This window comes from Zestomonas ipomoeae (assembly GCF_057128665.1).
Map to the genome: position 1 here is coordinate 1 of NZ_JBSKHQ010000012.1, position 13,770 is coordinate 13,770.

Here is a 13,770-nt window from a genome sequence, read left to right on the forward strand (position 1 = left end):
AACCATGCGCACGGCACGTTCACGGACTTCGGGGGAGTAGGTCGTGGATTTTCTCATAGCCTCATCTTCTCAAGAGTTAAGGCCTCCACGAAACCCGGGGCGATTCACAGAAGGTTCTTGAAGCGGATCGGGTCTTGTTGGCGGCCGGGGAAGCTGCGGTGAGTCGGCTGGTACAGGGTCAGGCACGGGTTCTGGCGAACGGCCAGCAGTCGTTTCAGGCTTTCGCGATTGAGCAGAGCGTTCATGGCAAACCTCGTTCGTTCGGGTGTGGTCGTTCCCTCTCTGGTGGTCGGGGGAAGGGCTCAGTCGCGCTTGAGTTTGCCCAGGGTATGTTCGAGTGCGTGGCTGAGCTTGGTGGCGGCGCCATCGATGGCCAGGTGCAGGGAATCGGCCATGTGGGTGACCGAGACCGGCTCATGCGACTTGATCCGTGCCTCCATCTGGCAGCGCTTGTCCTTGGGGCCGCTCTTGCCGCTGTTTTCGTCGTTCAGATGAACCTCGATACGGGTGAGCTGTTCGCTGAAGCGCTCCAGCTCGCTTTCCAGGTTGGCCCGGATGTGCTCTTCCAGCCCTTGGGTAACGTCGATCCGGTTACTGCTGTTCACCAGAATCTGCATGGCAACCTCCTCCGTTGTCATGGTGCTCCCGGCGGGATGCCGGGAAAGAAGGCCTTACGCTTTTCGACGAGGGGGGAGGGTTCGGGTTCAACGGTTTTTACGGTGGCGGACGAGGGGGCATCAGCGTGTCTGCGCCTGGTACTCCGGGCAGCGGGCGAGCCCGTTTCGCAAGGCTTCGACCAGGCGACCGACCTTCGGCGAGAGGTAGCGTCGCTGCGGGTAGACCGCCCACACCGCGGTATTCGGCGGTCGATTCTGCTCCAGCAGTGCGACCAGTTCGCCGCGGCGCAGCGGTTCGAGCACATAGTAGTCCGGCAGTTGGCACAGGCCGAAGCCGCGCAGGGCTGCGTCCAGCACCGCCTGCCCGCTGTTGCAGCGCCAATTGCCGCTGGGCCTGAACGGATGCTCGCGACCGTCCTGCTGGAACATCCAGGTATCGCCGGTGCCGATCAGGCAGTTGTGCCGTGTCAGTTCGGACAGACTGTGCGGCCGGCCGTAGCGTTCCAGGTAGCCGGGCGCAGCGCACAGGTACATGGCGCGCGGCGCGATGCGTGTGGCCACCAGACTGGAATCGCTCAAACGGCCCAGGCGGATGGCCAGGTCGTAACCTTCCTGGACCAGGTCGAGGGTGCGATTGGAGAGTTCGATCTCCACCCGCAGTTGTGGATGTTGCGCCATGAACTCGTTGACCAGCGGCACGATGAAGCGCTCGCCATAGGCCACGGCGGCGGTCATGCGCAGCAGGCCGCGAGGTTCCTGCTGCAGGTCGCCGACGGCGAGGAACGCCTCCTCTCGATCTTCGATCAGGCGCTGGCAACGGCTGAAGAAGGTTCTGCCGGCTTCGGTCAGCGATACCTTGCGCGTGGTGCGGTAGAGCAGTCGCGCCTGCAGGCGCTCCTCCAGGCGCGCAACCTGTCGGCTGACGTGGGAAGAAGAAACCCGCAACCGCTCGGCGGCGCGCTGGAAGCTGCCCAGTTCAACCACAGCGACGAACTCATCGAGACCTTCCCAGCGTGGGCTCATGGATTATCCCTGCACAGCACTAATGTTTTCTCAGTTGGCGAATTATCCCTGTTTAGGCATGAATTACACTCCTGCTTTCGTCCTTCATCCAGGAGCACCGCCATGATCAAGTCGCGCGCCGCCGTCGCCTTCGGCCCCAACCAACCGCTGCAGATCGTTGAAGTGGACGTGCAGCCGCCGAAGGCCGGCGAGGTGCTGGTGCGCATCGTCGCCAGCGGGGTGTGCCACACCGACGCCTACACCCTGTCCGGCCAGGACAGCGAGGGCGTGTTCCCCTGCATCCTCGGCCACGAGGGTGGCGGTATCGTCGAGGCGGTGGGTGAGGGCGTCACCTCGCTGGCGGTGGGCGACCATGTGATTCCGCTGTATACGGCCGAATGCCGCCAGTGCAAGTTCTGCACCTCCGGCAAGACCAACCTCTGCCAGGCGGTGCGTGCCACCCAGGGCAAGGGCCTGATGCCGGACGGCACCACGCGCTTCAGCTACAACGGCGAGCCGATCTACCACTACATGGGCTGCTCGACCTTCTCCGAGTACACCGTGCTGCCGGAAATCTCCCTGGCGAAGATTCCCAGTGAGGCGCCGCTGGAGAAGGTCTGCCTGCTCGGCTGTGGCGTCACCACCGGCATCGGCGCGGTGCTCAACACGGCCAAAGTCACCGAGGGCTCCACTGTGGCCATTTTCGGTCTGGGCGGCATCGGCCTGGCGGCGATAATCGGCGCGAAGATGGCCAAGGCCGGGCGCATCATCGCCATCGACATCAATCCGGCCAAGTTCGAGGTAGCGCGCGAGCTGGGCGCCACCGACTTCGTCAATCCGCAGGATTTCGCCAAGCCGATCCAGGAGGTCGTTGTCGAGATGACCGACGGCGGCGTGGACTATTCCTTCGAGTGCGTCGGCAATGTGCAGTTGATGCGCGCGGCGCTGGAGTGCTGCCACAAGGGCTGGGGCGAGTCGACCATCATTGGCGTGGCGCCGGCGGGGGCCGAGATCAGCACCCGTCCCTTCCAGCTGGTGACCGGTCGCGTCTGGCGCGGCAGCGCGTTCGGCGGCGTGAAAGGGCGCACCGAGCTGCCTGGCTATGTGGACAAGGCGCAGAAGGGCGAGATCCCGCTGGATACCTTCATCACCCATACCATGCCGCTCGATGAGATCAACACCGCTTTCGACCTGATGCACGAAGGCAAGAGCATTCGAACCGTCATCCATTTCTGAACAACGGCGAGCTTCCAGCTGCAAGCGACAAGTGTGCCCTCCTGCAACTTGTGGCTTGCGGTTTCGTAGCTGCCCAGGAGGGGCCCATGACTCTGGAAAATCTTTCGTGCCAGAAGAGCTTCGGCGGCTGGCACAAGCGCTACCGCCATCATTCCGCCACCCTCAATTGCGATATGACCTTCGCCGTCTATCTGCCGCCGCAGGCCGAGCAGGAAGGTGCCAGGCTGCCGGTGCTGTACTGGCTGTCGGGGCTGACCTGCACTGACGAGAACTTCATGCAGAAGGCCGGTGCCCAGCGCCTGGCCGCCGAGCTGGGGCTGGTGTTGGTGGCGCCGGATACCAGCCCGCGCGGCGCCGACGTGCCGGGCGACCCGGACGGCGCCTGGGATTTCGGCCTGGGGGCGGGTTTCTACCTGAACGCGACCCAGGAGCCCTGGGCACGCCACTACCGCATGCACGACTATGTGGTGGAGGAGTTGCCGGCGCTGATCGAGGCGAACTTCCCGGTGTCCGATCGGCGCGGCATCAGCGGCCATTCCATGGGCGGACACGGCGCCTTGGTTTGCGCGCTGCGCAATCCGGGTCGCTATCACTCGCTGTCGGCGTTCGCACCGATTGCCAATCCGCTCAACTGCCCCTGGGGCGAGAAGGCGTTCTCTCGCTATCTCGGCGAGGACCGTTCGCGCTGGCGCGAGTGGGATGCCTGTGCGCTGCTGGCCGCAGCCGCGGAAAAGCTGCCGATCCTGGTTGACCAGGGCGACCGTGACGACTTTCTGCAAGGCCAGCTCAAGCCGAGCGCTCTGGAGGCCGCGGCCAAGGCCGCCGACCACCCGCTGAGGTTGCGCCTGCAGCCGGGCTATGACCACAGCTACTACTTCATCGCCAGCTTCATCGACGACCATCTGCGCCACCATGCAGCCGCTTTGCAGCAGCCTCAAGCCCCACGCTTCAAGTGATGCAAAAGCACAGCTTGGTGTCAGGAGTTCGGCCCTCACATTGCTTGCGGCTTGCAGGGGGCGGCCATCCGCCTCGCAGCTTTCAGTTAGAATCTCGCCCTGACTTTCTCAGGGCGTTCTTTATATGCGTATCGGCCACGGCTACGACGTGCATCGCTTCGGCGCGGGCGACTTCATCACCCTCGGCGGCGTGCGCATTCCCCATAGATTCGGGCTGATCGCCCACTCCGATGGCGACGTGCTGTTGCACGCCCTGAGCGATGCGCTGCTCGGCGCGGCGGCGCTGGGCGATATCGGCAAGCACTTCCCGGACACCGACCCGCAGTTCAAGGGCGCGGACAGTCGAGCCCTGCTGCGCCATGTGATTGGTCTGGTCCATGACCAGGGCTGGCGGGTCGGCAACGTCGACGCCACCATCGTTGCCCAGGCGCCGAAAATGGCCCCGCATATCGAGACGATGCGCGCCCATATCGCCACCGACCTGCAGGTCGGCCTGGACCAGGTCAACGTCAAGGCCACCACCACCGAGAAGCTCGGTTTCACCGGCCGCGAAGAGGGCATCGCCGTGCATGCGGTGGCGCTGCTGCTGCCGTCATGAACGAATTCGAACTGTTGGGCCCGCGCGCCCATGGCGAACCTTGTGGCACGGCGCAGTTGAAGGCAGTCGCCGAGGACTTCCAGGTCGACGAGGTGCTCGACATCGAGTTGGCAGGCGAGGGCGAGCACCTCTGGCTATGGGTCGAGAAGCGCAACCTGAACACCGAGGAAGCCGCCCGTCGCCTGGCCCGCGCCGCCGGCGTGCCGCTGAAGACCGTCAGCTACGCCGGCCTCAAGGATCGCCAGGCGCTGACCCGTCAGTGGTTCAGCCTGCACCTGCCGGGCAAGGCCGATCCCGATCTGTCAGCGGCCGAAAGCGACAGCCTGCGCCTCCTGAAAAGTGCGCGGCACAAGCGTAAATTGCAGCGCGGCGCCCATGCCGCCAATGGCTTCACCCTGCGCCTGACCCAGCTCGCCGCAGATCGCGACGCTCTGAACGCACGTCTGCAAGCGATCAGGGCCGAAGGCGTGCCGAACTATTTCGGCCTGCAGCGCTTCGGTCATGCTGGCGGCAACGTCGAGGAGGCTCTGCGCTATGCGCAGACCCTGGCCTTGCCGAGCCAGCGCAATATTCGCTCACGGCTGCTTTCCGCCGCCCGCAGCCATCTGTTCAACCGGGTACTGGCCGAACGGGTCGCTGCGGAAACCTGGAATCGGGCCCAGGTCGGCGATTTGCTGGCCTTCACCGACAGCCGCAGCTTCTTCCTGGCTGGCGAGGCGGAGTGCAGCGATCCGCGCCTGGCGCTCCTCGACCTGCACCCCACCGGCCCGCTGTGGGGCGCTGGGGAATCGCCCGCGGGGCAGGCCACCCATGCCTTGGAGCAGCAGGTCGCGCGGGGGCTTTCCCCGTTGCCCGCCTGGCTGGCGGAAGCGGGTATGTCGCACGAACGGCGAATCCTGCGCCTCCCCATCGGCGCCCTGACATGGCATTATCCGGCCCCTGACATTCTGCAACTGGAATTCGTCCTGCCGGCCGGATGCTTCGCCACCGCAGTGGTGCGCGAACTCGTGGATCTGCCGCCGGTAGGGCAGACGGACACTTCATGCGTATTCTGATCGCCAATGACGACGGGGTGTATGCGCCCGGCCTCGCCGCGCTGTACGACGCGCTGGCTGACTACGCCGAGTGCGTGGTGGTCGCCCCGATCCAAGACATGAGCGGCGCCAGCAGCGCCCTGACGCTCGATCGCCCGCTGCATCCGGTGACCATGCCCAATGGCTTCATCGGCATCAACGGCAGCCCCACCGACTGCGTGCACCTGGGGCTCAATGGCCTGCTGGAACATACGCCGGACATGGTGGTGTCGGGCATCAACCTGGGTGCCAACCTGGGCGACGACGTGCTCTATTCCGGCACCGCCGCGGCCGCCATCGAAGGCCGCTTCACCGGTCGCCCGGCATTCGCCTTTTCGCTGTTGTCGCGGCTGCCGGACAACCTGCCGACCGCCGCCCACATCGCGCGCAAGCTGGTGGAACAGCACGACAAGCTGGACCTGCCGCCGCGCACCGTGCTCAACGTGAACATTCCCAACCTGCCGCTCGACCACATCCGTGGCATCCAGCTGACCCGCCTCGGCCATCGCGCGCGAGCCAAGGCGCCGGTCAAGGTGGTCAACCCGAGGGGCAAGGAAGGCTATTGGATCGCCGTGGCCGGCGACGCCGAGGACGGCGGTCCGGGTACCGACTTCCACGCGGTGATGCAAGGCTATGTGTCGATCACGCCGTTGCAGCTCGACCGCACTTACCACGAGGCTTTCAAGAACCTCGACAGCTGGCTGGAGGGCTTGCTTTGATCAATCGAGAGCAAGACGACATGCTGCGCCGTGGCATCGGCATGACCTCGCAGCGCACCCGCGAACGACTGGTGCAGCGCCTCTACGAAGAGGGCCTGTCCAACGCCCATGTGCTGGAAGTGATTCGCCGCACCCCGCGCCATCTGTTCGTCGACGAGGCGCTCGCCCATCGCGCCTACGAAGACACCGCCTTGCCCATCGGCCACAACCAGACCATCTCCCAGCCCTACATGGTTGCCCGTATGAGCGAGCTGCTGCTCGCCGCCGGACCGCTGGACAAGGTGATGGAAATCGGCACCGGTTCCGGCTACCAGACTGCCGTGCTGGCGCAACTGGTCGAGCGGGTATTCTCGGTGGAACGCATCCAGGCGCTGCAGGATCGCGCCAAGGAGCGCCTGGCCGAACTGAACCTGCGCAACGTGGTCTTCCGCTGGGGCGACGGCTGGGAGGGCTGGTCCGCGCTGGCCCCTTACAACGGCATCATCGTCACCGCGGCGGCGGCCGAAGTGCCCCAGGCGCTGCTCGATCAACTGGCCCCTGGTGGGCGCCTGGTGATCCCGGTCGGTGCCGGCGACGAGCAGCAACTGATGCTGATCATTCGTGAAGAATACGGTTTCTCCCGCCATGTGCTGGACGCGGTGCGTTTCGTTCCGCTGCTCAGCGGCCCCTTGCTTTGAAGTACCTGGAAGGATCCATGAAGAACTACCTGCTCCTCTTCGCCAAAGGCATCGCCATGGGCGCCGCCGACGTGGTGCCCGGTGTCTCCGGCGGCACCGTGGCCTTCATCAGCGGCATCTACGACGAGCTGCTGCGCTCGATCGCGTCGGTTCCCAATGCGCTGGCGCTGCTGGTACGCGGCAAGGTGGTCGAGGCCTGGCAGCGGGCCAATGCCACCTTCCTGCTGGTGCTGTTCTCCGGCATCCTCACCAGTGTGTTCAGCCTGGCTCGGCTGATCACCTACCTGCTGGAGCACCAGCCGATTCTCATCTGGTCGTTCTTCTTCGGCCTGATCCTGGTGTCCACCCACATGGTGGCGCGGGAAATCCAGCGCTGGAACTGGAGCCGCGGCGTCAGCTTCCTGCTCGGGGCAGCCTTCGCCTACTGGATCACCGTGGCGGCGCCCATGCAGTGGAGCAGCAGTCCACTGAGCCTGTTCTTCGCCGGCGCCATCGCCATCTGCGCCATGATTCTGCCAGGGATTTCCGGCAGCTTCATATTGCTCCTGCTCGGCCTGTATCCGGTGGTACTGGCTGCGGTGAAGGGCCTGGATATCGGCGTCCTGGCGGTGTTCGCCGCCGGCTGCCTGCTCGGCCTGCTCAGCTTCGCCCGTCTGCTCAGCTGGCTATTGGCGCGCTGGCGCGACCTGACGCTGGCCTTTCTGACCGGCCTCATGCTGGGCTCGCTGAACAAGGTGTGGCCCTGGAAGCAGACGCTGGTCTGGCACACCGGCAGTCACGGTCAGCAGGTACCGCTGTTGCAGGAAAACCTCCTGCCGTCGCGCTTCGCCGAGGTCAGTGGGCAAGACCCGCAGCTCCTGTTTGCGATCCTGCTGGCCATCGCCGGCATCGTCCTGGTGCTCGGCCTGGAATGGCTTGCTCGTCGGCGTCAGCCGGCGAACGCTTGATACCGACGAATACGAACTTGTCTTGAACTCGCAAAAGAGAGCAGCAGTGAGCCTCACCATCTTGCAACAGCGGATTCGCTGCAGCCGCCTGAACTGTCTCGGCAGCCTGCTCTTTGCCGTCTTGTTGAGCGGCTGCGCGGGGTCGCCGTCTTCCGTGCAGGTGGTGGATCGCAACCAGAGTTCCCGCGAGCCGCTGAGAAGCGGGCAGCACACCGTACAGCGTGGCGACACACTGTATTCCATCGCCTTCCGCTATGGCTGGGATTGGCGCGAGCTGGCGGCCCATAACGGCATTGCCGCGCCCTATGTGATCTACCCGGGCCAGCACATACGCTTCGGCGGTTCTCCGGTGCGCGCGGTGTCACCCAGTACCACCACGGCAAGGGTATCGACGCCCACGGCGCGCCCGGCTCCGAAGATCACCCCGCTGCCATCCCAGCCGCCGGTGTCCCGCACGCCGACGCCTGCGCCCGCACCGAGCACACCGGCGCCGGCAAAGCTGCCAGCCAACACGACACCGACCAGCGGCACGGCGAGTCCGCCGGTCACCCGCTCCGCCAGCGGCTGGGCTTGGCCGGCCGAGGGGGCTCTGATCGGGCGCTTTTCCTCAAACGGCAGTTTGAATAAAGGCGTTGATATAGCAGGGGATTTAGGCCAGCCTGTTTTAGCTGCGTCTGATGGTTCCGTGGTATACGCCGGAAGTGGTTTACGGGGCTACGGCGAACTGGTGATCATCAAGCACAGCGATACCTACGTAAGTGCCTACGGACATAACCGCAGGCTGTTGGTGCGGGAGGGACAGCAGGTCAAAGCCGGACAGAAGATTGCCGAGATGGGTTCCACAGGAACCGACCGGGTGAAGCTTCACTTTGAGATTCGCCGCCAAGGTAAACCTGTAGACCCCCTGCAATATCTGCCGCGACGTTGACCCGCAGCCGCCCGTCCCATTACGTGGAAAGGGCTCGGGTGCTGCCATGGAAGAGGTGCCGCCAGAGCTTGTTGTCGAACTCAACATAGGACAACAACAATGGCACTCAATAAAGAAGCGCCGGGGTTTGACGTAGACGATGAAGTACTCCTCATGGAGCCGGGAATCGTCCTGGATGAGGTATTGAACGACGAGGCGGAAACACCTCTCGGACGCACCAAGTCCAAACACTCCACCTCTCCGAAGCAGCACAAGTACATCGATTACACCCGTGCACTAGATGCGACCCAGCTTTACCTCAACGAAATCGGCTTTTCCCCCCTGTTAACCCCGCAAGAAGAAGTGCATTTCGCGCGCCTGGCCCAGAAGGGTGATCCGGCGGGCCGCAAACGCATGATCGAAAGCAATTTGCGACTGGTGGTCAAGATCGCTCGGCGCTACGTCAACCGAGGTCTGTCTCTGCTCGACCTGATCGAGGAAGGCAACCTGGGGCTGATCCGCGCCGTGGAAAAATTCGATCCTGAACGCGGTTTCCGTTTCTCGACCTATGCGACCTGGTGGATACGCCAGACCATCGAACGGGCCATCATGAACCAGACCCGCACCATTCGTTTGCCTATCCATGTGGTCAAGGAGCTGAACGTCTATCTGCGCGCTGCGCGTGAGCTGACCCAGAAGCTCGATCACGAACCGTCCGCCGAAGAGATCGCCAACCTGCTGGAGAAGCCGGTGGGCGAGGTCAAGCGCATGCTGGGTCTGAACGAGCGTGTGTCATCGGTGGATGTCTCTCTTGGTCCGGATTCGGACAAGACATTGCTCGACACCCTCACCGACGAGCGTCCCACCGATCCCTGCGAGCTGCTGCAGGACGATGATCTCTCCCAGAGCATCGATCAGTGGCTGTCGGAACTGACCGACAAGCAACGCGAGGTCGTGGTGCGTCGTTTCGGTCTGCGCGGCTATGAAAGCAGCACCCTGGAAGAGGTTGGCCAAGAGATTGGCCTGACCCGCGAACGGGTACGGCAGATTCAGGTCGAAGCTCTCAAGCGCCTAAGGGAAATTCTGGAAAAGAACGGGCTGTCCAGCGACGCCTTGTTCCAATAGTTCCCTGTGCTTTGAGAAAAACCCGGCGCCGGCCGGGTTTTTTTATGCGCCTCGCTGTCAGTCAACGCCTACATTGCTGTACGCGACGAGCGTCAGCGATGGCCAGCGAGCCGCCTCTTCGCTGTGTTGTAAAAAGCTAAATTATTGATTTTGAAGAATATATTTTCTGACGAATCGGGTGGGTGCGAAGTAAAACAGCGGTCTTCTCGGATTGCATGGCCCGCTGGGAGCGCTAATATCACTCCCGTGTCTGGGACGACACGGATCGACAGGAAGTTGATCAGGGACATCGCAGGATGCGATTCATCAGGATGATGAGTTAGGAAATACAGGGACTAGGGACTAAAAGTGGGCGGGGTCATACCCGCCCCTTTTTTTGCCCGTGAAAAAGTGCCAGGAGCAATGTAAGCGGTACCGCTCTCTGTGCGACCGCAACGGCATCTGAGAAAGTTCCTGCTCAATCGTGTAGGAAATCGCTTACAAATGCGGTACGCCTTTGTAGATGGATACGGCACGCCGAAGGCGATTTCCCTATCGTAACTTGTGTAAGTGAATGATTTAAAAAGCTTTAATTTTATCCGTTTGGCTTGGATAAGGGGGCGCAAAGGGATTTTTTCACGCTTGCCGTGGTCAACGAGAGCGCTATTATCACTCCCGTGTTCAGGAAAACACGGGCTGGTAGGGAAGACGGCCAGGATGTCGCGGGATGCGATACACCAGGATGGTGAGTTGGGAAAGAAACGGACTAGGGACAGAAAAGAGTGGGCGGGGTAAAACCCGCCCCTTTTTTTGCCTGCTGAAAACAAAAGGCCCGCGCAATGCGGGCCTTGGTGTATCTGGCGGGTATCAGCGCTCCAGATGTTGCAGCTTGTCCTTTACTCCATCCCACTCTTCGGCATCGGGCAGTGGGTCTTTCTTCTCGGTGATGTTCGGCCAGATTTCCGCAAGATCGGCATTCAGCTCTATGTATTCCTGCATGTCTTCCGGAACTTCGTCCTCGGAGAAGATGGCCTGGGCTGGGCATTCCGGCTCGCAGAGCGCGCAGTCGATGCATTCGTCCGGGTGGATCACCAGGAAGTTCGGGCCTTCGTAAAAGCAGTCCACCGGACAGACTTCCACGCAGTCGGTGTATTTGCACTTGATGCAGTTGTCGGTGACGACGAAGGTCATTTCTCACTATCTCCTCAGGCGGCGGCAGGGAAGCCTTATCTAGGCTGGCTTCTCAAGCTCGGAAAGCGATGTCGACGGCCCAGGCTGAGGCCGTCGCATCCAGAGCGCGCGCGATTCTAACAGCTTGTTCGAGCAGGGCGTTAGAACCGCGTCTTCCATGTATATAACAGCTCAAGGGCAAGGCGCGGAGTTAGATCATCCGGATTGATCTTAGCCAATTCTTCGAGCAGCGGATGCGGCAGGCTGGCGAACAGGTCGCTTTGCTGGGGCGGCGCCGGTTGCCCCGGTGCGGCACGGGGCGCCTCATGGGGCAGGCTGGTGGTTTCCAGGCGGGCCAGGTGCTCGCGCGCGCGCAGGATTACGCTGTTGGGTACGCCGGCCAACTGGGCGACCGCCAGTCCATAGCTCTGGCTGGCGGGCCCGGGCAGCACATGGTGCAGGAAAACGATACGCTCGTTGTGCTCGGTGGCGTTCAGGTGAACGTTGGCCACCACCGGCTCGCTTTCCGGTAATACGGTCAGTTCGAAGTAATGGGTGGCGAAGAGGGTCCAGGCGCGCAGTCGGGCCAGGTGTTCGGCGGCGGCCCAGGCCAGGGACAGACCGTCGAAGGTACTGGTACCGCGGCCTACTTCGTCCATCAGCACCAGGCTGGCGGCGCTGGCGTTGTGCAGGATGTTGGCGGTCTCGCTCATTTCCACCATGAAGGTGGAGCGCCCGCCCGCCAGATCATCGGAAGAACCGATGCGGGTAAAAATGCGGTCGACCATGGACAGCTCGCAGCTAGCCGCCGGGACGAAGCTACCGATATGCGCCAGCAGCACGATAAGCGCCGTTTGCCGCATATAGGTGGATTTACCACCCATGTTCGGCCCGGTGATGATCAGCATGCGTGTGTCGTCATCGAGGGTGAGGTCGTTGGCCACGAATGGCGTGTCCAGTACCTGTTCGACCACCGGATGGCGCCCCTGGCTGATGCGCATGCAGGGTTCGTCGACGAAGCGCGGCCGGTTCAGGTCGAGCGTCAGTGCGCGTTCGGCCAGGTTGCTCAGCACATCCAGTTCGGCGAGGGCGGCCGCAGTGTCCTGCAGCGGCGCCAACTGTTCGATGAGCAGGTCCAGCAGCCCGTCATAGAGCATCTTTTCCCTGGCGAGTGCGCGGCTCTTGGCAGATAGCGCCTTGTCCTCGAACTCCTTGAGTTCGGGAGTGATGAAGCGCTCGGCACCCTTGAGAGTCTGTCGACGGATGTAGTCCGCCGGGGCCTGTTCGGCCTGTACACGGGGCAGTTCGATGTAGTAGCCGTGGATGCGGTTATAGCCGACCTTGAGATTGGGCAGGCCGGTGCGGGCCTTTTCCCGGGTTTCCAGGTCCATCAGGTATTGGCCGGCGTTCTCGCTGAGCGACTGCAGTTCGTCGAGCTCGCCATCGTAGCCGGTCTTCAGTACGCCGCCATCGCGGATGACCGCCGGGGGATTATCGATGATGGCGCGCTGCAGCAGTTCGGCGAGTTCAGGATAGGTGCGAATGCTCGTTGCCAGCGCTCCCAAGTGCGGAGCCTGCAGATTTCCGAGAGCCTGTTGCAGCGTGGGAAGCGCAGCCAGCGCATCGCGCAGGCGGGCCAGGTCCCGGGGGCGCGCGCTACGCAAACCGATGCGGGCGAGAATGCGCTCGACATCGCCGATTTCTTTCAGCTGCGGTTGCAGGCCTTCGAAGCGATAGCTCTCCAACAGACAGGCGATGGCATCCTGGCGGGCCTCCAGTACGGTGCGGTCGCGCAGCGGGCGATTCAGCCAGCGGCTGAGCAGGCGGCTGCCCATGGCCGTCTGGCAACGATCCACCACCGATTGCAGGGTGTTGTCGCGGCCGCCAGCCAGGTTGATATCCAGCTCCAGGTTGCGGCGGCTGGCGCCATCGAGAATGACGGTGTCGTCCAGACGCTCATGACGCAGGCTGCGAAGGTGCGGCAAGGCGGTGCGCTGGGTTTCCTTGGCATAGGCGAGCAGGCAGCCGGCCGCGCCGAGGGCCAGGGTCAGCCCTTCACAGCCGAAGCCCTTGAGATCCTGGGTGCCGAATTGCTGGCAGAGGCTCTTCAGAGCAGAGTCACGGTCGAAGTCCCAGGGGGCGCGACGGCGCACGCCTCGACGCTTCTCGGCGGGAAGCCCTTGCGGCCAGTCATCGGGGATCAGCAGTTCGGCGGGGTTGAGTCGCTCCAGCTCGGCCAGCAGGTTCTCCCAGCCCTTGAGCTCCTGCACGCTGAAGCGGCCGCTGGCGATATCCAGCATCGCCAGACCGAACAGCTTTTCATCGCCAAGCACGGCGCCGAGCAGGTTGTCGCGACGCTCGTCGAGCAACGCCTCGTCGCTCACCGTGCCGGGCGTGATGATGCGCACCACTTGGCGCTCCACCGGCCCCTTGCTGGTGGCGGGATCGCCGATCTGCTCGCAGATCACCACCGACTCGCCGAGCTTCACCAGCTTGGCCAGGTAGCCCTCGGCGGAGTGGAAGGGGATGCCGGCCATGGGAATGGCCTTGCCGGCGGATTGGCCGCGTGCTGTCAGGGTGATATCGAGCAGCTTGGCGGCCTTTTTCGCATCCTCATAGAACAGTTCGTAGAAGTCACCCATGCGATAGAACATCAGCTGATCCGGATGCTCGCGTTTGAGCTTCCAGTATTGCTGCATCATTGGGGTGTGATCGGAGAGGTCAGATTTTTCCTTTAACATCAATAGCTTATGTTCGTGTGTTG

13 protein-coding genes and 1 pseudogene are annotated in these 13,770 nt (G+C 63.0%); 9 read left to right on the top strand and 5 right to left on the bottom strand.

What is annotated here, in order from left to right:
* Nucleotides 1–107: 107 nt before the first annotated feature.
* The 3 genes and pseudogenes from ACWKV7_RS13915 to ACWKV7_RS13925 all read right to left on the bottom strand — a co-directional run.
* Nucleotides 108–245: pseudogene (locus tag ACWKV7_RS13915) on the bottom strand (baeRF3 domain-containing protein); the annotation flags it as partial.
* A 57-nt stretch (nucleotides 246–302) separates the two neighbouring features.
* On the bottom strand, nucleotides 303–617 hold the full coding sequence (locus ACWKV7_RS13920; RefSeq protein WP_483858283.1) for an HPF/RaiA family ribosome-associated protein: 315 nt from the start codon (nucleotides 615–617) through the stop codon (nucleotides 303–305).
* 120 nt (nucleotides 618–737) lie between these two features.
* Nucleotides 738–1,640 (bottom strand): LysR substrate-binding domain-containing protein, encoded by a 903-nt coding sequence (locus ACWKV7_RS13925; protein WP_483858284.1) that lies wholly within the window; start codon nucleotides 1,638–1,640, stop codon nucleotides 738–740.
* A 102-nt stretch (nucleotides 1,641–1,742) separates the two neighbouring features.
* Here ACWKV7_RS13925 and ACWKV7_RS13930 point away from each other — a divergent pair, with 102 nt between their 5' ends.
* From ACWKV7_RS13930 to rpoS, 9 genes are all read left to right on the top strand, one after another.
* Complete coding sequence (locus ACWKV7_RS13930; protein ID WP_483858285.1) at nucleotides 1,743–2,855, top strand: S-(hydroxymethyl)glutathione dehydrogenase/class III alcohol dehydrogenase; 1,113 nt, start codon at nucleotides 1,743–1,745, stop codon at nucleotides 2,853–2,855.
* Nucleotides 2,856–2,941: 86 nt separating this feature from the next.
* Nucleotides 2,942–3,811, top strand: a complete 870-nt coding sequence (fghA, locus tag ACWKV7_RS13935; RefSeq protein WP_483858286.1) for an S-formylglutathione hydrolase — start codon at nucleotides 2,942–2,944, stop codon at nucleotides 3,809–3,811.
* Nucleotides 3,812–3,935: 124 nt separating this feature from the next.
* The gene (gene ispF / locus ACWKV7_RS13940; protein ID WP_483858287.1) at nucleotides 3,936–4,409 is read left to right on the top strand and encodes a 2-C-methyl-D-erythritol 2,4-cyclodiphosphate synthase; all 474 of its coding nucleotides are present in this window, start codon (nucleotides 3,936–3,938) and stop codon (nucleotides 4,407–4,409) included.
* Nucleotides 4,406–5,464, top strand: coding sequence for a tRNA pseudouridine(13) synthase TruD (gene truD, locus ACWKV7_RS13945; protein WP_483858288.1), 1,059 nt, complete (start codon nucleotides 4,406–4,408; stop codon nucleotides 5,462–5,464). The genes ispF and truD overlap by 4 nt, the downstream gene beginning before the upstream one ends.
* Complete coding sequence (surE, locus tag ACWKV7_RS13950) at nucleotides 5,452–6,201, top strand: 5'/3'-nucleotidase SurE (RefSeq protein WP_483858289.1); 750 nt, start codon at nucleotides 5,452–5,454, stop codon at nucleotides 6,199–6,201. Before truD ends, surE begins: the two co-directional genes overlap by 13 nt.
* Nucleotides 6,201–6,878, top strand: a complete 678-nt coding sequence (locus ACWKV7_RS13955) for a protein-L-isoaspartate(D-aspartate) O-methyltransferase (protein ID WP_487249216.1) — start codon at nucleotides 6,201–6,203, stop codon at nucleotides 6,876–6,878. The genes surE and ACWKV7_RS13955 overlap by 1 nt, the downstream gene beginning before the upstream one ends.
* A 17-nt stretch (nucleotides 6,879–6,895) precedes the next feature.
* The gene (locus ACWKV7_RS13960; protein WP_483858290.1) at nucleotides 6,896–7,825 is read left to right on the top strand and encodes a polyprenyl-phosphate transporter; all 930 of its coding nucleotides are present in this window, start codon (nucleotides 6,896–6,898) and stop codon (nucleotides 7,823–7,825) included.
* Between the two features lie 46 nt (nucleotides 7,826–7,871).
* Complete coding sequence (locus ACWKV7_RS13965) at nucleotides 7,872–8,753, top strand: peptidoglycan DD-metalloendopeptidase family protein (protein ID WP_483858291.1); 882 nt, start codon at nucleotides 7,872–7,874, stop codon at nucleotides 8,751–8,753.
* Between the two features lie 99 nt (nucleotides 8,754–8,852).
* A complete protein-coding gene (gene rpoS, locus ACWKV7_RS13970; RefSeq protein WP_483858292.1) occupies nucleotides 8,853–9,857 on the top strand; it encodes an RNA polymerase sigma factor RpoS in 1,005 nt (334 codons plus the stop codon).
* An 846-nt stretch (nucleotides 9,858–10,703) separates the two neighbouring features.
* Here rpoS and fdxA read toward each other — a convergent pair.
* On the bottom strand, nucleotides 10,704–11,027 hold the full coding sequence (fdxA, locus tag ACWKV7_RS13975; protein WP_483858293.1) for a ferredoxin FdxA: 324 nt from the start codon (nucleotides 11,025–11,027) through the stop codon (nucleotides 10,704–10,706).
* Nucleotides 11,028–11,167: 140 nt separating this feature from the next.
* Nucleotides 11,168–13,747 (bottom strand): DNA mismatch repair protein MutS, encoded by a 2,580-nt coding sequence (mutS, locus tag ACWKV7_RS13980; protein ID WP_483858294.1) that lies wholly within the window; start codon nucleotides 13,745–13,747, stop codon nucleotides 11,168–11,170.
* Between the last annotated feature and the right edge of the window lie 23 nt (nucleotides 13,748–13,770).